Source organism: Acinetobacter sp. CY73 (assembly GCF_059515865.1).
In genome coordinates this window covers 1-19520 of record NZ_JCAKMZ010000008.1, presented here as the reverse complement: position 1 = coordinate 19520, position 19520 = coordinate 1, and the positions used below count along the sequence as shown (strand labels likewise).

The 19520-nt window shown below is 38.3% G+C and carries 15 protein-coding genes and 1 pseudogene; 8 read left to right on the top strand and 8 right to left on the bottom strand.

Annotation, left to right across the window (positions count from 1 at the left end; translation table 11 throughout):
* The first annotated feature begins 9 nt into the window (after positions 1-9).
* Positions 10-462 carry an AAA family ATPase gene (locus tag AC5YD2_RS05845; RefSeq protein ID WP_496125422.1) on the top strand — a complete coding sequence of 151 codons (453 nt, stop codon included), beginning with the start codon at positions 10-12 and terminating at the stop codon, positions 460-462.
* A 52-nt stretch (positions 463-514) separates the two neighbouring features.
* Here AC5YD2_RS05845 and AC5YD2_RS05840 read toward each other — a convergent pair whose 3' ends face one another.
* The 4 genes from AC5YD2_RS05840 to msuE form a co-directional block, all read right to left on the bottom strand.
* Positions 515-1129 (bottom strand): riboflavin synthase subunit alpha, encoded by a 615-nt coding sequence (locus tag AC5YD2_RS05840; RefSeq protein ID WP_496125421.1) that lies wholly within the window; start codon positions 1127-1129, stop codon positions 515-517.
* Positions 1130-1275: 146 nt separating this feature from the next.
* Positions 1276-2505, bottom strand: a complete 1230-nt coding sequence (locus AC5YD2_RS05835) for an MFS transporter (RefSeq protein WP_496125420.1) — start codon at positions 2503-2505, stop codon at positions 1276-1278.
* Positions 2506-2728: 223 nt separating this feature from the next.
* Positions 2729-3838 carry a dimethylsulfone monooxygenase SfnG gene (gene sfnG / locus AC5YD2_RS05830; RefSeq protein ID WP_496125419.1) on the bottom strand — a complete coding sequence of 370 codons (1110 nt, stop codon included), beginning with the start codon at positions 3836-3838 and terminating at the stop codon, positions 2729-2731.
* Between the two features lie 37 nt (positions 3839-3875).
* A complete protein-coding gene (gene msuE / locus AC5YD2_RS05825) occupies positions 3876-4604 on the bottom strand; it encodes an FMN reductase (RefSeq protein WP_496125418.1) in 729 nt (242 codons plus the stop codon).
* 378 nt (positions 4605-4982) lie between these two features.
* Between msuE and AC5YD2_RS05820 the strand changes: the two genes are divergently transcribed.
* The gene (locus tag AC5YD2_RS05820; RefSeq protein WP_496125417.1) at positions 4983-5633 is read left to right on the top strand and encodes a response regulator; all 651 of its coding nucleotides are present in this window, start codon (positions 4983-4985) and stop codon (positions 5631-5633) included.
* Between the two features lie 111 nt (positions 5634-5744).
* Here the strand turns inward: AC5YD2_RS05820 and AC5YD2_RS05815 are convergent, their stop codons facing one another.
* Together AC5YD2_RS05815 and AC5YD2_RS05810 are read right to left on the bottom strand one after the other, a co-directional pair.
* Complete coding sequence (locus tag AC5YD2_RS05815) at positions 5745-6512, bottom strand: hypothetical protein (RefSeq protein ID WP_496125416.1); 768 nt, start codon at positions 6510-6512, stop codon at positions 5745-5747.
* A gap of 529 nt (positions 6513-7041) precedes the next feature.
* The gene (locus AC5YD2_RS05810) at positions 7042-10533 is read right to left on the bottom strand and encodes a hybrid sensor histidine kinase/response regulator (RefSeq protein ID WP_496125415.1); all 3492 of its coding nucleotides are present in this window, start codon (positions 10531-10533) and stop codon (positions 7042-7044) included.
* A gap of 180 nt (positions 10534-10713) precedes the next feature.
* Here AC5YD2_RS05810 and AC5YD2_RS05805 point away from each other — a divergent pair, with 180 nt between their 5' ends.
* The 3 genes from AC5YD2_RS05805 to AC5YD2_RS05795 all read left to right on the top strand — a co-directional run bounded on the left by AC5YD2_RS05805 (position 10714) and on the right by AC5YD2_RS05795 (position 13667).
* Positions 10714-11046 carry a DUF485 domain-containing protein gene (locus tag AC5YD2_RS05805; protein ID WP_496125414.1) on the top strand — a complete coding sequence of 111 codons (333 nt, stop codon included), beginning with the start codon at positions 10714-10716 and terminating at the stop codon, positions 11044-11046.
* Between the two features lie 2 nt (positions 11047-11048).
* On the top strand, positions 11049-12764 hold the full coding sequence (locus tag AC5YD2_RS05800) for a cation acetate symporter (protein WP_496125487.1): 1716 nt from the start codon (positions 11049-11051) through the stop codon (positions 12762-12764).
* A gap of 213 nt (positions 12765-12977) precedes the next feature.
* Positions 12978-13667, top strand: a complete 690-nt coding sequence (locus AC5YD2_RS05795; protein ID WP_496125413.1) for an ion channel — start codon at positions 12978-12980, stop codon at positions 13665-13667.
* 73 nt (positions 13668-13740) lie between these two features.
* On the opposite strand, the gene omp33-36 is transcribed toward AC5YD2_RS05795, so the two are convergent.
* Positions 13741-14613, bottom strand: coding sequence for a porin Omp33-36 (omp33-36, locus tag AC5YD2_RS05790; RefSeq protein WP_496125412.1), 873 nt, complete (start codon positions 14611-14613; stop codon positions 13741-13743).
* A gap of 920 nt (positions 14614-15533) precedes the next feature.
* Here omp33-36 and blaOXA point away from each other — a divergent pair.
* The gene (gene blaOXA / locus AC5YD2_RS05785) at positions 15534-16385 is read left to right on the top strand and encodes a class D beta-lactamase (protein ID WP_496125411.1); all 852 of its coding nucleotides are present in this window, start codon (positions 15534-15536) and stop codon (positions 16383-16385) included.
* Positions 16386-16935: 550 nt separating this feature from the next.
* Positions 16936-18648 carry a GGDEF domain-containing protein gene (locus tag AC5YD2_RS05780; RefSeq protein WP_496125410.1) on the top strand — a complete coding sequence of 571 codons (1713 nt, stop codon included), beginning with the start codon at positions 16936-16938 and terminating at the stop codon, positions 18646-18648.
* Positions 18649-19002: 354 nt separating this feature from the next.
* Here the strand turns inward: AC5YD2_RS05780 and AC5YD2_RS05775 are convergent, their stop codons facing one another.
* A complete protein-coding gene (locus AC5YD2_RS05775; protein WP_496125409.1) occupies positions 19003-19362 on the bottom strand; it encodes a hypothetical protein in 360 nt (119 codons plus the stop codon).
* A gap of 45 nt (positions 19363-19407) precedes the next feature.
* On the opposite strand from AC5YD2_RS05775, the pseudogene AC5YD2_RS05770 reads away from it, so the two are divergent.
* Positions 19408-19520 (top strand): annotated as a pseudogene (locus AC5YD2_RS05770) (IS5/IS1182 family transposase); the annotation flags it as partial.

The window sequence follows — 19520 nt, the reverse complement described above, 5'->3', positions numbered from 1 at the left end:
ATAAATGTTATGCATATTAATCCTGATCATTACCTAGAAACAAAAAAGGGTCGAATTTGGACTAAGGAAAGAAATTTATATGCTTGGCAACGTTGCCTAGAAGACTATCTTGCCCAATTGAAAGATAATCCAGAAGTTAAAATCGTTTATCTTCTTATTGGCTGTCAGGCTTCTGGGAAAAGTAGTTGGGCTACAATAAAGAAAAAACAAGAACCTCAAAATATTATCTTTGATGCCATTTTAGTTAAAAGAAGTGAGAGGCGAGCTTTAATCGATTATGCACTTATGCATGATAAGACTTGTGTTGCGATTTATTTCACAACTGATTTAAAAGAGTGTCTGATAAGAAATAGTCATCGCAGATTAGAAGAGCATGTTAATGAAACTGCATTAATAAATGTCTATAACGCTTTGGAAAAACCTTCACGCGATGAAGGTTTTTCTTCTATAGTCCAAGTCTAATTTCTTCAATTAAATATTATTTCAGTCGGAGTTTTAGAGTGGTAAGAGTAAATTATTTTCTATGAATATTTTCCAGCGTATCCACCATGGTACGGGTCATCTGATCAATTTCATAATTCACTTCATCACCTACTTGAATATCTTTCCAAGTCGTTAAACGCAATGTTTCAGGAATAAGATCAATTGAAATTTGCTGTTTGGCACGATCAACACGGTTCACTGTTAAACTACAGCCATTTAAACCGATAAAGCCTTTCAGAAAAAAATATTTGATATTGCCGTCTGGAATTTCAAGATCAATATGCATGGTTTCGCCATGACGAGTCACGGCTTTGACTAAAGCAGTTCCTTCAATATGCCCATACAGATTATGACCACCATTTTCCATACCGACTTTGGCAGATCGTTCAATATTGACTTCATCACCCGCTTTTAAGTTTTTAAGTGTAGTCAATTGTAAGGTGAGATCTGAAACATCAAAATGGACTTGGTTGGCATCTAGATCAATATGCGTTGCGGTTAAACAAGTTCCATTGATTGCCACACTTGCACCGATAAACACATCATGAAAAAAATCATGCTGATTGGAAATCACCAAAGTGCGATAACCTTCAGCTTGGCGAACGTCGATGATTTTTTCTAAACCTTGAACAATACCTGTATACATATTTTTAAGTCTTCTTAAATCCTTAAAAGGATGATTATGGATAAGCACTTGATGGATAGCCTTGAGTATATGCCACCATCCTCGTTGCTTTCTAGTCAGTTAGAAACATGCGATCGGGCAGAGCTGAATCGATTCACTTTAATTGTTTACACCTTAGATGAATCATGCAAATTCGGTAAGAAAAAAGTGAGTAGTCCTAACAAGGGTAAATAAGAGGTAAATGAAAATACCCAGGCAATACCTTGATGGTCTGCGACATAACCTAAAACTGCCGCTGCAATCCCACTAATGCCGAACATCAGACCAAACATCATGCCAGAGACCATGCCTACACGACCGGGCATCGCTTCTTGTGCATACACCACCATGGCTGAGAATGCTGATGACATGATCAAACCTGCAAGCATGGCAAAAATGCATGTCCACAAAAGATTGGCATAAGGCATTAACAATGCAAAAGGGGCCATTCCTATGAATGAAACCCAAATCACGGCTTTACGACCAATGCGATCACCTATTGGACCTCCAACAAAGGTACCTAAAGCGACAGCACCCAAAAATGCAAATAAATACAATTGCGACTGCTGCAGAGACAATTGAAATTTATCCATGAGATAGAAAGTATAGTAATTACTGATGCTTGAAATATATGTAAATTTGGCAAACATCAAAAAGCAAATCACGGTTAATGCTGTGATGAACAGATGTCGTGGCAGTTGAATTTGAGCCGAGACAGTAGATTTTTTTTGTTGATGAGCAATTGTAGTTTTCACTGTCCATTGACTGATTTTAAATAAAACCACAATGGCGAATACGGCAATCACAATTAACCATGCAGCCGATGCTTGCCCACTTGGGACAATAATCGCTGCAGCCAATAAAGGCCCAATGGCAGAGCCACTATTTCCACCGACTTGGAACGCTGATTGCGCCGTGCCGAATTTACCGCCTGAAGCCAAACGTGCAACTCTAGAAGCTTCAGGGTGAAAAGTTGAAGAACCGACACCAATCAGTGCCGCAGCTAAAAGAAGTACAGCAAAGCTTGGTGCGAAAGCCAGTAACACAATCCCACATAGCGTCACGCTCATGCCAATTGGGAGTAAATAAGGTTTTGGATGCTTATCTGTATAAAACCCAACCCACGGTTGTAATAATGATGCTGTGATTTGAAAGACCAGTGAAATGAGTCCAACTTGAGCAAAACTTAAGGCAAAATTTTCCTTTAATAAAGGATAGATGGCTGGCAATGAAGCTTGGATCAAATCGTTGAGACAATGTGCTAAAGCAATCGCAAAAACGATATGAATCGCCATTTTCTGTGGCGTATTCGAGTGTGTGCCTGAGGGTATTGCCTCAGTCTTGACAGAAGAACTCATAGCTTGGCAATTTTTGAATAATCTCAATGATTATAAAGTGTTCTAGGTGATGAAATGTAGATCATTATGAGGTGATACATTCAAATTTAAAAAAATAGATTTAGAAAAAAATCCCCTAAGCCGAGCCTCAGGGGAAATTTGCTACTGCTTCAGGACTTTCTTATTTTTATCTCAATTTATTTTTTGATGTCAAAACTTAAATAACAGAGTATCTCAATATAAATTAAGCGGACTTTGCCGTGATTGGATTGGATTGAGCTTGTTCTAGCTTACGAACCAAAGGCAGTACTTTTTCACCGAAATATTCAACTTCTTCAATGAAGTGTAGGAAGCCTCCAAGAACTAGATCTACACCAACTGATTTAAGTTCAACAATACGCTCTGCAATTTGCTGAGGGGTACCAATCAGATTGGTTTTAAAGCCATCGTTATATTGAACGAGATCCTCAAAGGTTGATTTTGCCCAGTTGCCTTCGCCTTCTTTGGTTGAAGCACCAGCCTCTTTGGTGGCATCACCAAAGGCTTTGACTGCTTCTACATTGGCACTGTCAATGATATCTTGAAGGACTTGCTTTGCCTCCTCTTCAGTGTCACGAGCAATAATGAAAGCATTGACCCCAATTTTGACATCATGATGATTTGCTTTGGCTTTTTCACGAATATCATCAATTTGTTTTTTGAGTTCACTAGGAGTATTGCCGTTGGTGAAGTACCAATCAGATACACGAGATGCCATATCACGTGCAGCGCGTGAGCTACCGCCTTGGAAAATTTCAATATGAGGTTTTTGAAGAGGTTTAGGCGATAAAGTGTAATCTTTGAATTGGTAGTATTTCCCGTCAAAACTAAAATTGTCTTCAGTCCAAACGCCTTTAAGCGTGCGAATAAATTCTTCCGAGCGTTCATAGCGCTGATCATGCTCAGGCCATTCTTCACCAATCGCATCAAATTCACCACGGAACCAACCACTCACCACGTTGATGGCAATACGTCCATTGGTTAAATGATCGATGCTTGCCAATTGTTTAGCGGCCAAAGCAGGCTTCCATGGACCAGGTAGAATCGCTGCGATCACTTTCAATTTTTCAGTTTTTGCCAGAATACCGTGACTGAAACTCACCGACTCATGTTGATTTTCTGCGTTATAACCCGCAGTGAAACGAATTTGCGTAAGCGCATATTCAAAACCACTTTTTTCCGCTGCTTGCGCCAATCGAACATTGTAGTCGTAACTCCAGTCAGTTCGTTGCTCAATATTACTGACCACGAGTCCGCCACTGACGTTTGGCACCCAGTATGCAAATTTGACCGCTTCTTGTTTTAATTGTGACATGACGAGTCTCCAGAAATATTGATCTAAAATTTATAATTTAAGCAACTTGTGATTTAGGCGATTTTGCATACAAACGAGATTCTGCTGCATCCAAGCTGGGCACTGCTGCAGATGGAAGAACTTCTTCTTGCTCGATTTGTTTGTTAATCCCTAGATTCTGATTGGCTTGCTGAGTCTTGGCTTTCACCACTTCTGCACGTTGCCCTTTTGCAGGTGCCCACTCTAAAATTGGGAGGGCACGTGCTATTGCAAGCGTAATACGGTCACGTAAGAATTCGCTATGAATGGTATATTCAGGCGTGAAATCACGATCTGTCGCATAGACACCAATCGGTAAGGTTTGCGCTTGGAAGAAGCTAAACAATGGACGAAGTTGGTGTTCAAGTACCAATGCATGACGATCACTCCCCCCTGATGCCGCCAAAAGTACAGGCACATCGACAAGGGATGTTTGTTCAACAAAGTCAAAGAAATGTTTAAATAACCCTGTAAAAGACGCACGATATACAGGTGTTCCTACGATGAGTGCATCCGCTGCTTCTACTGCAGCTAAATCGTCCTGCACACGTAGAGGTAGTTGATTACGATAAATTGCTCCACCGAGTAAATTGCCAATCTCACTAAATTTAATAAAATGAACATTGATTGGCGTTGCTTCACCAAGCTCATCAAGGATCGCCTGAACCAAAGCTTCGGTTTTTGATGGATTATTTAAACCGCCTGATACGGCAACGATATTCAATGGTTTTTGTTGTAAAATAGTCATAATGGCAAACCTAAATAGGGTCTAAAAACTGTGTTGCCATCCATTAATCAATATTTAGTTTATCGTGTAAAATAAGCAAAATAAGATTAATTATCTGATTTTTAGATATGCCTAATAAGGTTGATTTAATTGCTGTTTTTTTAACATAAATAATTGATAATTATTGTTATATTTAAAATTTATAAATTAATATTTTTTCAGAATATATTTTATATCTAAAACAGATGTAGTTATCTGATAATCGTTTATTTATATTTAAATATGATGTTTGAAAATATTAACCTACAATTTTTCCAAAAATTCGTTAATATTTATATATCCTTAACAGCAATAGCACAGTTAGAATAAAGATTGTGTTAGAGATCTCTCGCGTCGCTTATGAATATTTTAATCGTTGATGATCATCCCCTGTTTCGTCATGCTTTAATTCAAGCAGTTCGTTACAGTTTACCGCAAGCCCAAATCCATGAAACAGCTGCTGTTAATGAGTTCTATGAACGACTAGAAAAAGGGCCTGAGCCCGATTTAGTTCTTTTGGATCTAAATTTACCTGGCGCATCTGGATTCTCTGCACTCGTACATGTGCGTGCACAGTATCCTTCTTTACCGATCATTGTTGTTTCTGCGCATGAAGAAGTGTCGATTATTCAGCGTGCGATTGCACATGGCGCAATGGGTTATATCCCTAAGTCTGCACATCCGAGCCATATTGGTGAAGCGATTCGTCAAGTACTTGAAGGTGATATTTGGTTACCGCCAAATTTGCCAGCGAATTTAAACTTCGATCCGCGTGCTGCAGATGAAACAGCGTTGGCTGAGCGTATTCAGTCTCTAACACCCCAACAATTCCGTGTCTTAATGATGGTGGCAGAAGGGTTGTTAAATAAGCAAATTGCTTACGAGTTAGATGTTTCTGAGGCAACGATTAAAGCGCATGTAACGGCAATTTTCCGTAAACTCGGGGTTCAAAATCGTACGCAAGCTGTATTGGCAATTAATGCTCTCAACATTGAAGAAAAACGCGTCTAATGTGAATCACATTATTCACGATTAAAAATATAGATATAAAAAAAGACCTCGAAAGAGGTCTTTTTTGCTGTTGGAGCAATAGTTTTAATGTGGCATTTAATCTTTTAGAATTTAAGCGAGACAATCCTGTTTGCCCATCAAATCAGGGCAACCCAAAGGATTCAGCGCACATCGTAAATCATCAATTTGGTCTTGAGACACATAACCTTTGGCTTTGAGATAATCAGCTACACGTTCATCTCTTAAGCTTAGAAATGCAGCATCATAAACGGATAAATCTACAAAGAGGGCTGCTGTTTCTAAACTATTAAAACGATCTAGAAATACTTCATTGCCATACATGAGGAAGATATGATCATAATCCGCTTGAGGGTTTACATTTAAGGTTTTTGCTAATGATTCAGGCGGTGTTTTGATAAACAGCAAATCTGAGATCTCATCAAACTGAGTCATATCTAAACTATTTTCACCCGTTTTAATTTTGCCTAACCATGCTTTAAACACCAAGACAGCACCACCGCGAAGCAACATACTCCAAATTTGATGACGCGTTTCTTCATTGAGCGATTGACTATCATCGGCCAAAATTTGAATCAATTGAGATTCTTTTTGCGCTAGCTTATCAAACAGACCCAAACCTTGTGGATGGAACGCAGCTGGGCTAAAAATATCAAATTTCAGTTCTTCAAAGACCTGTAGTGCGAGGGGAACAGCACTTTGGTAAATATGTTCTAAAGCCTGTAAATGCACAGGATTCAAAGCAGAATGTGGGAAAAGATCTTGCCAGTTAATTTCAGGTAAAATTGAATTCGCACCATATTGACGGTGTAGTTCTTGAGCTCTATTGATTCCATGAGGTACAGCGGCTGAAATATTCATAGCAATTCCTTATTCAATTGAATCTGAGCTTGGTTCAATTCAGCATTTTTGAGTCGATGGTTTGATAAACGTAGGGATCCAAAAAAGCTATGGACGATTGAATCGCTCAGTGATTGAATACGGTTATGATTTATGCATGGTGCAATAGGAATAAGACTAAAGTTGTATGTTGAGTTTTTATCTCCAATAATAAATTAAAAAACAATAACTTATTTAAATTGTAAATATATATATTTGTCTTTGGTTTGATTTTTGAACGAAATTGCCATAGAAACTCATCAAAAGTCACTTTTAGCAAACTGACGAACTACTTAAAGGAGCTGAATTGATGGTTTCTGCCACAGCGTCAAAATATGTGGTCAATGCATGTGTAGAAATGTCACATTTCGTATAAAAAGCCCCTATTTTTGTTGAAGAAAAACAGGGGCTAAATGTATCAAAATATATTTAAGGCACATCTATTTGGATGGCTATTTCAATGTCTATTTCAATGTCTATGGTCATGAACATTTCTACATCAAAGCTCACATCATGGTGAGATTTTTAAACCAGATAACCATGATCTTAAAGATGCAGGTTTCAATGGTTTTTTCAGCATGACAATATTCAGGTCTTTTAAACGTTGCGGTAGATCAGGATCAGAGTCTGCCGTGATTAATGCTACAGCTACATTGTCTTGACGATGCTCCACAATGAAATCTAATCCAATTTTTTCATTGTTGAGATGTTGATCCACCAACCACACTTGAATGTTTTCACTTTGAATGATTTCTAGCGCTTGTTCTGGTTCAGTGGCTTTAAACACTTGATAACCCCATTTGGTCAGCAAGGTGCTCATGCCTTCCAGAATGGTTTCATCATTGTCTAAACATAAAATCTTATAGGCTTTGGTTTTAAGCGGGACTGCCTGTATAGGCGAAGCAACGACTTTAGGTGCTTCAACCACAGGGACCTCAATCATAAAACATGAACCTTGTCCGAGTTCAGAATACACATATACAGGGTAATCTAAGAGACTTGTCATACGTTGTACGATGGCTAAACCAAGGCCCAAGCCTTGTTCGCCCCAAGGTGAGGTGTGTCCACAACGTTCAAACTCTTGGAACAGCTTAATCCGTTGTTGTTCCGCAATCCCGGGACCTGTATCCCATACACCGATACGAATATGATTAGGACGTTCAGCCGAACGAAGTACGCCCACGATCACACGACCTTTTGCGGTATAGCGTAAAGCATTGCTGACGAAGTTTTGAATAATGCGTCGAATCCATTGAGGATCAGTGTCAATCCAAAATTTCACATCGTGCACTTTAAACTGGATACCCCGTTGAGCTGCGATGGATTTGAACTGTAATTCTAAATCACTGAGTAAATCATGCAATGGATATGCTTGGCGCTTGGGTTGAATTGAACCCCCTTCAAGTCGAGCAATATCAAGCAGGGCAGAGAGCATACTTTCTGCACCATGTAAGGCACGATCTAGCTGTTGTAATGTCTTACGATCTTCTTCAGTTTGTACACTTTGTTCTAATGCTGTGCTAAATAAGCGTGCAGCATGCATCGGCTGTAGTAAATCGTGGCTGGCAGCTGCAATAAAGCGACTTTTCGACATGTTGGCTTTATCTGCTTGTTCACGCGCCAATTGTTGTTCTGTTAAAGCATCTGCAAGCTGTTGGGTGCGATCTTGTACACGACCTTCAAGTAAGGCTTCATTTTCACGGAATGCCGTAATGTCTGCAAAAGTCGTTACGAAACCACCGCCTTCAATTGGATTACCACGCATCTGAATCACGCGACCATCTTTACGAATACGCTCAAATTCATGGGCACTACCGACTTTCATCCAACGAATACGCTTACGCACATGCTCTTCAATTGAACCCGGTCCACATTCTCCACGTTCAGCGTTATAACGAATTAGATCTGCAATTGGACAGCCGACGTAGACCAAATCTTTTGGATAATCGAACAAAATCAAATATTGATTATTCCATGCCACCAAACACATATTCTCATCGACCACGCTCACGCCTTGAGTCATGTGATCGATCATGGTCATAATCAGATTTTGATTAAAGCGTTGCCATTGTGAAGCTTGGTCGAGAATATTAGCAACTTGACCCAGTGCCAAGCCATTATTGACCATGGCTGTGGTGAGCAGTGTCCGTGCTGATGCCGCACCAATCGTTCCTGCTAAGTATTGTTCCGTGAAGCGCCACCACATACCATTGGCAGAGCTATTTTCATTTAAAATGACATTGTTGGATAAGCAGAACTGATTAAACGCATGAGTGGTTGGCCCTTCACCTGTAATACGTTTTGCAAGCGCGATCAAATCGCCCACTTTTAAACGTGCTACATCATGATGTAAATAACTGATTTCATTAGATGTACTTTGAGTCAATAAAGGCTTGGTTTCATAATAAAAGAAACTTTCAGCCTGAATTTGTTCTGCAATACTTGGGCGATAAATGCGTGAAATCCAAATATACAGAATAATATTTAGACCCAGTGACCAAATGACTCCATGCGTCAGCGGTGCGAAAGACTCAAAACCAAGTAATGCTTCAGGTCTGAGCCAGTCGATCTCCAATGGACCAAACATTAAAAAGGAATAAGTAAATTGATAATAATCGTCAGGTAAGCTACGCAATATAGTCGGGAACAACAGGGTATACGTCCACATCGCAAAACCAGTGATTAATCCTGCATAAACTCCTTGTCTACTTCCCCCACGCCAATACAGACCACCAATCAATGCTGGCGCAAATTGTGCTACAGCACTAAAAGCCAACAGTCCAAAAACAGACAATTGATCGATATCATTAAAGAAGCGGAAGAATAAGAAGCCCAATAACATGACGGCTAAAATACAAATACGGCGAACCAATTTCAGCATCTGTGGAAGACGTTTATCGTGTCTCGACAATAAATTTAAACGCCATAGTGCAGGCATGATCAAGTCATTACTAAGCATGATCGACAGTGCCACAGAAGAGACCAACAGCATCCCTGTTGACGCAGAAAAACCACCCAGAAAAGCTAAAAGCGTTAACCAATCTTGGTTATAACTTAAAGGTAAAGACAGTACAGCAACATCTGGAATGGCTAAATATTCTGGTGCCGCGTGTAAAGCCCAACTCGCAATTGGAATAATCGCTAACAGCGTCAAAATTAAATAGGCTGCAAACCAGCGACGCGCACCACGAATATGTTTTTCATCACGCAGTTCAACCACCGCAACGTGAAACTGACGCGGTAAACAAATAATCGCTAAACCAGCAAGTAGCGTTTGAATCCAAAATGTATCAGGGACACCAAACAGCTGAACCTCATGGAAGGTTTTAGTGACATCTTTAGAGACCTGAATAATATTTTCAGGTGAATCCAATAAAAAGAATAATGCAACGCAAATGAGTGCAAATAATTTCACAAAGGATTCAAATGCCACAGCCAGCATGAGCCCACCGTGCTGTTCGGTATTGGCAATCTGACGTGTGCCAAACATCATGGCTAAAATCGCAAGTACACCTGTCAGTGCTAAAACACCGTTAGTTGTGGTACTCATGACGCCTGCATTTTGCTCCAACATCACGGATGCACTCAATGCAATCGCACGAAGTTGTAGGGCCAAATACGGAATAATGGCAATGACTGCAAGGATGGTGACTATTGAAGCCAAAGGGCCACTTTTGCCATAACGCGCAGCAACAAAATCCGCAATCGATGAAATGGCATGATGCTGCCGCACACGCCCAAGACGACGCCAAATGTCATAGCCTAGACCGACAAAGAGTAAAGGCCCAAGATAAATAGGGAGGAAAATAATGCCTTCACGAACAGCTGCGCCCGTTGCGCCGTAAAATGTCCATGACGAGCAATACACCCCTAATGTCAGACTAAATAACAGCATACGACCGCGCGGACTCAGTCGACTGGCATGTTTTTCACCAAAAAAGGCGCAAACAAAGAGTATGAGGATATAAAGGGCGAGCACCCCAATGATCAACCAGCTGTTCATATGACACACACATTAAATTCTGAGGACATAATACCGTATTCGTGAACTTCCGCGTTCAAATTGATCGAATTTAAAAGACCAAAGTCTAAGTTACGAGCTGTATTAAAAATTGTTAATTTGGATCATGAAATAAAAAGATTAAAAAACCGCCATTAGATGATGGTAAACGGAGAAAATATTATGGATGAGAGACAGGTAGAACAGATTCTACAAAATCCTAAATTCAAAGAAATGGTTGCGAAAAAAAGTACGCTGAGTTGGACGCTTACCGCGATCATGTTGTTTGTTTATGTTGGCTTTATGTTACTCGTTGGGTACAACAAAGAATTTCTATTGAGTTCAGTCAGTGGTGGCGTAACGACTTGGGGTATTCCACTGGGTCTAGGCATTATTGTGTTGTCGTTTATTTTGTGTGGTGTGTATTCATATATTGCCAACAACAAACTAGATCAGCTCAATCAAGATGCAATGCGTGAAGTTGAAGCGATCACTCATAAAAAAGGACCACACTGATGATGAAATGGAATTCATTCAAATCTCAAGCTGTTGCTGCTACCACATTACTCGGCTCTAGCATTGCAATGGCTGGCCCAGATTTAGGTGCCGCTGAGCAACAAGCGACAAACTGGCCTGCGATTATCATGTTCATGATTTTCGTTGGTGCAACACTGTTTATTACCAAATGGGCAGCAAAACAAACCACCAATACCAATGACTTTTATACAGCAGGTGGTGGTATCTCAGGTTTCCAAAATGGGTTGGCGATTGCCGGTGACTATATGTCAGCAGCATCGTTCCTCGGTATTTCCGCAATGGTGTTTATGTCAGGCTTTGATGGCTTGCTGTATTCACTTGGATTTATGGTGGGTTGGCCAATTGTATTGTTCTTGATTGCTGAACGTTTACGTAACTTGGGTAAATTTAACTTATCGGATGTCGTGTCTTTCCGTTTAGCTGAAAAGCCAGTACGTACTTTGGCAGCAGTGAGTTCATTGGTAGTCGTGGCATTCTATTTGATCGCTCAAATGGTCGGTGCAGGGCAGTTAATTAAACTTTTATTTGGCTTGAACTACAATATTGCAGTAGTGATCGTTGGTCTATTGATGATGGCTTATGTGATGTTCGGTGGTATGTTGGCAACAACATGGGTACAGATCATTAAAGCGGTCATGCTATTGTCTGGCGCAACTTTCATGGCATTTATGGTGATGAAAGGTGTTGGTTTTAGCTTCTCAGAAATGTTTAACCAATCAATTGGTGTATTCTCTAAAGTACATGATGTAACGCTGGATCAAGCTGGCGCGATTATGGGGCCAGGAAAGTTGGCTGCCAATCCAATTGATGCGATTTCTCTCGGCTTAGCCTTGATGTTTGGTACAGCGGGTCTTCCACATATTTTGATGCGTTTCTTCACAGTTAAAGATGCGAAAGAAGCACGTAAATCAGTGGTTGTTGCGACAGGTTTTATTGGTTACTTCTACTTATTAACGTTCATCATTGGTTTTGGTGCGATTCTTTATGTATCGAATAATCCACAATTCCTTGATATTGCGAAAATGGCGGTGACTGGCAAGCTAGAACTTGTGGGTGGTAACAACATGGCTGCGGTGCATTTATCAGAAGCACTGGGTGGCGATCTGTTCATGGGCTTCATTTCTGCTGTAGCATTCGCAACGATTCTTGCAGTGGTTGCTGGTTTGACACTATCAGGTGCTTCAGCAATTTCACATGACTTATATGCGAACGTATTTAAGAAAGGTCAAACAACGCCTGAATCTGAACTCCGTATGTCTAAAATTGCGACTTTAGGTCTTGCTATTTTTGCGATGATTTTAGGTATTGTTTTCGAAAAACAAAACGTTGCTTTCATGGTGGGTTTAGCGTTCTCTGTAGCGGCATGTGCAAACTTCCCAGTACTTGTACTTTCAATGTTCTGGAAAGGTTTAACAACGCGTGGTGCGGTCGCTGGTGGTGTGGTTGGTCTGGTATTAGCCGTAACGTTGATTATCTTATCTAAAGCAGTTTGGGTAGATACACTCGGTATTTCTGATACACCAATTAACCCATACAATGGCCCTGCATTATTCGCGATGCCTTTAGCATTCTTCTGTTGTTGGTTGTTCTCTGTGACTGATAATTCCGCACAGGCTCAAGCTGAACGTAAAGCATTCGATGCACAGTTCGTTCGCTCACAAACCGGTATTGGTATATCGGGTGCATCAGATCACTAAAATGTGAAAAGATAAACCATTAAACAACCTCCTTCGGGAGGTTTTTTATTGTAAGCCAGTATATAAAATCTTCGTTTATACAGATACAAATCTAATGACGAATTTAGTTTGCTGAATGATTAGAACACAGGATATGCTCATTTCTAATTTTATAAATTATTTTCAAATAGTGTTTACGACCATCTTAAAATAAAAATATTCTGGATATGATCTATGCAAGTATTGGTTGAATTTTGGAAAGGATTTCGCTTACTTCCTTCCGCTTGGTTACTATTCCTTCAATTCGTCATTTTACTTCTTTCATTACTGACCAATGAAAGTATGACTTATCGTGCAGTGACCTGGGCACTGGGTGTATTAGTGCTATTGATTATTGCTAAAGTGATTCGTCAGACCCCTGTATTTACGATTCTAGGTCTTACGTTTGTTGGTGGAGCACTGATTTTTTCCTTACTTATTCTAATCGGGGCTCATCATCCTTATATTCTTGTCATCGGACTTGCTTGTGAGGCGATTGCTTATTTTATTGCTGCATTTGGGTTATTACGTTACATGTTTGAAGACCGCTATTTGACCAAAGATGAACTGTTCGCAGCAGGTGCAGTCTTTACTCTGATCGCATGGGGCTTTGCATTTTTATATAACATTTGCCAAATTTTAATTCCCAATAGTTTTCTCAATCCTAATGTGGCTGGTTTGCAATCTTGGTTGGATTTATTGTTTCTTAGCTTTAGTTTGCAATCTGCAACAGGCTTGTCTGACTTGATTCCCTTGAGTCCAGCAGCACGTATTTTGGCTATGCTTCAAATGTTTGGTGGGGTGATGTACCTCGCCTTAATTGTTTCTAGGCTGATTGCTTTACAATACATTGCACATTTGCCGAAAAACAAAAAAGATGAATGATCTTGATCGGAATATCTAAGCCATAAAAAAGGACGCAAATAGCGTCCTTTTTTGATTCAACTTCTAAATTAAATTAGAAACGGAATTTAGCATTTACGCCAACAGTTTGAGTATCAGTGTTGTCGCCTACCGCATTTGAATTTACGTAAGTTGCGCCAACAGCGATTGCTGGAGTAACGAAGTAGTTTACGTTAGCGCCCCATGCTTTATCGTTCGCGATGTCAGCACTTGTTTCAGCATAAGAAACACCCATGCTTAAAGCAGGAGTTACAAAAAGATCAGTTTTAAGGTTGTAAGCAGTGTCACGACCATAAACTAAACCAGTTTCGAAACCGATAGACATATTTGTACCATCGATTGCACCTACGTATTTAGTGCGTGCAGTGATTGCGTCTTTCTTGTCTGCAATTGTTGCAGATTCAATCGCTGCTTTAGCAACACCATTTGATACAATGTTGAAAGCATCAAAAGAAGTTTGGTCAGCAACGCTAGTGTAACCAACAGCAACCAAGAAATTAGGTACAACAACAGCACCCAATTCTAATGCATAACGATCGCCTTGATCATCAGCTAAACCAGTTTTGTTGTCTTGAATGGTGTGGCTATAAGCAGCGCTTACGTAAGCAGGAACAACTGAAGTTGGGATATATGCTTCAGCTTTTGCGCCATATACGTGGTTTACAGTACGTTCGCCAGCAAATTTGTTTTCGCCATAGTTGTAAGCCAAAGCAACATTTGATGCTTGGTTTACGAAAGCAGCTTCAGCTAAAGGGCCTTTAGTCGCATCAACATTTTTAAAGTAGTAAGTACCTTGTACAGCACCTGAAAAATCTTGAGCATCAGCAGTATTGTCGATGAACTCAGACTGACCTTGTACTTCAAATTGGTACGCTTGAGCACCAGTCATGGCTAATAATAAAGCAGTGGCTAAACTGAGTTTTTTCATAATGATTACCAATAGTCTTGATATAATATGTGCAAAATGCGCGCTATTGTAACAATTTATAACTAAAATGAATCATATTATAAAAGGGTTTGCATATTTAACAACCAACGAAGTTTGATTTTAAATCAATGGAGAATCTTTATGATTAGATTAGATTGTAAATATGTTTTATATAACAATAGTTTATTTTTTATATTCCCACTTTAATACAGTTGATTAATAATAAAATAAAATAACGATCAAACTTATTTTCTATAATACATTATTATTTTTGTTTAATGATTAAGCTGTTTCTTCCTTTGTGTTCAGATTTAGAGCATCTTTTGATAATCTAAGAAGGTATTGTGATTAAAATGCGAACATTTAAATTTTTAAAATGTAAACTATGTATCATAATATTCAATAAGTGTTATTCTTATCAAATCATACTAAATTAATCGGCTTTACAAATTAGACGATTTTTCACATAATAAATTTATTCAAAAAGCAGTGATGAAATCGAAAGATTCATTTATGTTTTGGACCAGCTATACAGTTTTATATGCCCAACTTTCCCCAAGGTTGGGCTTTTTTTTATCCGATTTTCTATATACCCTAATGCTAGAGGTGCATAGGCTGAATAACTTAAAACTTTTAAACGATTTATTGATTCATTTTGGTGCAAAAAAACTGATTTTTAAAAATTATAAGCAAAAAAAAACCTAATTTTTATTCAAAATTAGGTTTTTTCGCCAAAACTCGAGGGGAATTCAATCAATCTGCTGAGGAATAAAACTAAACCCGCCCTAATGGGGTGCATTATGCACTAAGATATTGCATGGGTAAATATTATTTTTCCAAATTTTTTGTATGGAATGGATGTTAAATAGAGATATGGCATACTGAAGGTCATTTAGATAACCGACCTAGTCAAATAAGCCATGAAAACGACGATATGTGTCCTATGTTTCAGCTTAGCACTGTCTGCTTGTACGTTTAATTCTGAGCAAAAGCAATTAGTTGACTTGAGTATAAAAAGCTCAAAATTACAAACAGACCAAATTAAAAAAACCAACATTCAAAAATTATTCAATGAAGCAGAGGTAAAAGGTACTTTTGTCACTTTTGATGGAACTCATTTAGAACATTATGGTAATGCGTTAGAACGGGGCCAGACACCATATATCCCAGCTTCTACTTTCAAAGTGTTAAACGCGTTGATTGCTTTGGAACACCGTAAAACCTCTGTGAATGAAATATTTAAGTGGGATGGAGAACCAAGAAGCTTTAAAGCTTGGGAAAAGGATTTAACTTTGGCAGATGCAATGCAAGCTTCGGCTGTACCTGTCTATCAAACCGTTGCAAGACGAATAGGCTTGAGCTTGATGCAACAGGAAATCAAAAGAATTGGGTTTGGAAACAAGCAGATCGGTCATCAGGTCGATAATTTTTGGTTAGTTGGACCGTTGAAAATTACGCCAGAACAAGAAGCAAAATTTATCTATCAATTAGCCACTGAACGGTTGGCTTTTCAACAAAAAGTTCAACACGATGTTAAAAGTATGCTTTTGATTGAGAAAAGAGGTCTAAACACGCTTTATGCGAAAAGTGGTTGGGGAATGGATGTTGAACCTCAGGTCGGTTGGTTTACTGGATGGGTTGAGCAAGCAGATGGAAACGTAACAGCCTTTTCATTGAATATGGAAATGCAGCAAAATGCTGATGTAGGACAACGCAAAGCGCTGACTCTAGATGTTTTGGATAAATTGGGATTATTTCACTATCTAAGATAATGATCTTTTTAAGAATATTATTTTAGAGATCGTGCTGAACACGACAAAGTGTTAAGAAATTACAAATAAAAAAAAACCCAACCGATTGGGGTATGGTTGGGCTGAAAGGATGTTCGTAAATGTGGGAGAAACATCCGAGGAATAAACTGATTGCTTAAACAAGAATGTGTCTTTGTTCTCTCTATGGGTTTATTATGGGAAAAATCATGCAAAAAAGGAAATGGTTAAAAAGGATCTAAATAATCTAAATTTTCGATTATTGACTCGAATTATAAATAAATAATTGATTTTAATTTAAAGATTCGGATAAATTATAAACATAAGGGGTTTTAAAAGTTCTCGCTAGATTGAAATAATAATACTAACTATTTATTATATTGTGATGTTTGTCACATTATTTTGAGATTTATTTCATGTTTAACAATGCTATCTGATTTTAATTATTTTAAACACATAGATTTCATACTTCATTTGGCTTAAAGTAAAAGCCATGCATAATAAATATGCAATTTAGATAATTTAATATTTTAACAACATTGATGGGGCGAGAATGAGTGCGAAACTACATTCTGAACAGATCAGTAAACGTCTGTTTATATCCGTTCTGATTATTGTCATGTCTTTATTATCTATCTCTATCCCACTCATTGTCAGTCAATATCAACATTACAATAAAGCTCGCCAAGCACTCATTGAAATTGAAAGCTTAAAAGCGGTTGCAGATCTAGTTAATCGAATTTCACGTGAGCGTGGTCCTGCCAATATGGCCATGTCGAGCACGCCCGAACAGCTCAGCCAGAATGTAGCTAACTTGCAAACCTACCGTGAGGGTGTAGATCAACAAATTAAAGAGACGTTTAATATTTTACATCGCTCCGGATTTGATTCACTTACAGGTAAATTGCATGATGACCTCATATATCATTTAGAAGCGGGGCGTGAGTATGTCGATGCGTATATTCATACACCGATAGATCAACGTTCGGCAACCAAACTTGATGATGCAGTTGTGTACATGTTTAATGCTTGGGACAGCAGTTATATCGTATTAAAAAATATGGTTAAACAAGCTGAAAGTAAGGATACGGGCATCGCAGATTATTATAGTTTAATTCTGATTTTGGCTGATTTGCGTGATCAGGCAGGGCGTCTTGCTTCAAATGTCATGGCGCATGTCACGTTTAAGCAACCGATTCCAAGTGAAAATATTGCTAGAGCACTTCAGACTGAAAAACAGGTCAAATATCTTTGGGACTTGGTTCAAACCATTCAACCTGAAAAGCATAAAACTGAAGAATTCACCCAACTTCATCAAAATGTAAAATCTGAATTTATCGATTTGGGTATTCCGATTGTTTTGAGATTGATTCAAGAGAGTGAATCTGGTCGTCCTTATTCTCTAGAAGGCACTGAATTGACGACTGCGATCTCAGGTAAGTTCTTGACAGTGATCGATTTTCAAAAATATTTGCTCGATCACAGTGTTGAAGTGGCTCAAGCAGAACTGAATGCTGCAAAGAATGTATTTTTAATTACCACCAGTGTTTCACTTATTTCTTTATTTTTTGCCATATTTACGATGATTTATGCTCAGCGTAAGGTTTTTGCACCGTTGATCGAAGCACGTAATATGATTGTAGAGTTGTCTTTTTCTCATACGCCAGAGAATGGAGGTCAGGTCGAGCATGAGCATCACCAAGCTTATTCTTTATATGATGCTTTGCATAAGTTGCAGTATATGTTGAAGCAACGTGATGCCTTTGAGTTTGAGCTAAAAAGTATTGCCAATACAGATAATTTGACGGGTGTTTTGAATCGTTTGGCTTTGGACGATTATTTAAAAATAGCGGATCACCAACCGCAACATTTTCAACAGTTGTGTCTGATCATTGTCGATATTGATAATTTTAAACAAGTGAATGATCAACATGGACATATCTTTGGGGATCAAGTGATTGTTTCCGTCGCTCAATGTTTAAAGAACAATGTTCGTGGTTCTGATTTGATTATTCGTTTTGGTGGGGATGAGTTCTTAATCGTGCTTCATGAAATGAATATGGAGCAAACTTTAAGAAGCGCTGAAAAAATTCGTGATGCGGTATCGAAGTTGGATTTAACTGTACCTGATTCAGATTTGAAAATTTCAGTTTCGGTGAGTATTGGCGTGGCTGTAGGCGCAGAGAGTTGGATGGAGTTGTTGGCTCAAGCAGATCGTTCTTTGTTTAAGGCGAAGGCGAGAGGGAAGAATGTAGTAGAGGGTTGATTGAGGAAATTTTTTAAACTAATTTTTAGGAATTTATGTTTAAATTTATAATCAATATTTTGCAGGGAAACGCTAGTTTTCTAACTAAAAAATCAAATTAGTAGATTTGAATAAAGTTTAATATATGATTGATTTTGGATATCGAGATATAAGTTTTCTTCATATTCCTTTTTAGTTAAAAAATTAAAATCAATATTTATTTCAAGCATTTTACTCAAATAATGACATTTTGATTTTAATGTTTTATATAAGGAAAAGTTATCTTTTGATATACCTACAAAAAGTACATCTATATCATTAAATTGGGGTTTTCCTTCAAAAAAAGAACCAAATCCAATTATACAATGTAATTCATTAGAGTGGTCCGCAACAATAAGTTGGATTTCCTTCATCATCTTTTTTGTGATATAGCCAGAATTTGTCAAAGTAAATACCTCCATTTATTTCATCAACACGATACAAACCCAGCTTTTTTTTCAATGCGAGTTTTTTTGCTTCACTAGTATAATAATTCCAAACACTACCAATACAAATAATATCGACGTTAGGGAACTCTTCTAAAACTTTATACAAATCATTTTCACCAAAAACATAGCTATCTAAGCAGACCACATTTAATGAATCGTTTTGCTCAATGCGATTAAAAGAGAAAAAAATATCTTTGGATCTTTTAAGGTTAGTAATGTTATCGTGATTTTCTAAAATTTTCTTCAAGAATAGACCTCTTGCGAAAGTAAAAACTATCCCCATATAAATGTCATGAGATATCAGAAATTAAACCATTTTTCAGATTCTGAATTCAAACGCTTGGTTGGCGTACCTCGGCAAGTTTTTACTGAAATGGTCGAGGTTTTAGCAAAAGCAGAATCACT

Coding starts and splice junctions, on each gene's coding strand:
- msuE (WP_496125418.1), bottom strand. CDS start 4,604: ATGACTATTTTACAACAAAAACCATTGAATATCGTTGCCGTATCAGGC.
- AC5YD2_RS05815 (WP_496125416.1), bottom strand. CDS start 6,512: ATGAATATTTCAGCCGCTGTACCTCATGGAATCAATAGAGCTCAAGAA.
- AC5YD2_RS05840 (WP_496125421.1), bottom strand. CDS start 1,129: ATGTATACAGGTATTGTTCAAGGTTTAGAAAAAATCATCGACGTTCGC.
- AC5YD2_RS05795 (WP_496125413.1), top strand. CDS start 12,978: ATGCAAGTATTGGTTGAATTTTGGAAAGGATTTCGCTTACTTCCTTCC.
- omp33-36 (WP_496125412.1), bottom strand. CDS start 14,613: ATGAAAAAACTCAGTTTAGCCACTGCTTTATTATTAGCCATGACTGGT.
- AC5YD2_RS05810 (WP_496125415.1), bottom strand. CDS start 10,533: ATGAACAGCTGGTTGATCATTGGGGTGCTCGCCCTTTATATCCTCATA.
- blaOXA (WP_496125411.1), top strand. CDS start 15,534: ATGAAAACGACGATATGTGTCCTATGTTTCAGCTTAGCACTGTCTGCT.
- AC5YD2_RS05835 (WP_496125420.1), bottom strand. CDS start 2,505: ATGAGTTCTTCTGTCAAGACTGAGGCAATACCCTCAGGCACACACTCG.
- AC5YD2_RS05800 (WP_496125487.1), top strand. CDS start 11,049: ATGAAATGGAATTCATTCAAATCTCAAGCTGTTGCTGCTACCACATTA.
- sfnG (WP_496125419.1), bottom strand. CDS start 3,838: ATGTCACAATTAAAACAAGAAGCGGTCAAATTTGCATACTGGGTGCCA.
- AC5YD2_RS05805 (WP_496125414.1), top strand. CDS start 10,714: ATGGATGAGAGACAGGTAGAACAGATTCTACAAAATCCTAAATTCAAA.
- AC5YD2_RS05845 (WP_496125422.1), top strand. CDS start 10: ATGCATATTAATCCTGATCATTACCTAGAAACAAAAAAGGGTCGAATT.
- AC5YD2_RS05780 (WP_496125410.1), top strand. CDS start 16,936: ATGAGTGCGAAACTACATTCTGAACAGATCAGTAAACGTCTGTTTATA.
- AC5YD2_RS05820 (WP_496125417.1), top strand. CDS start 4,983: ATGAATATTTTAATCGTTGATGATCATCCCCTGTTTCGTCATGCTTTA.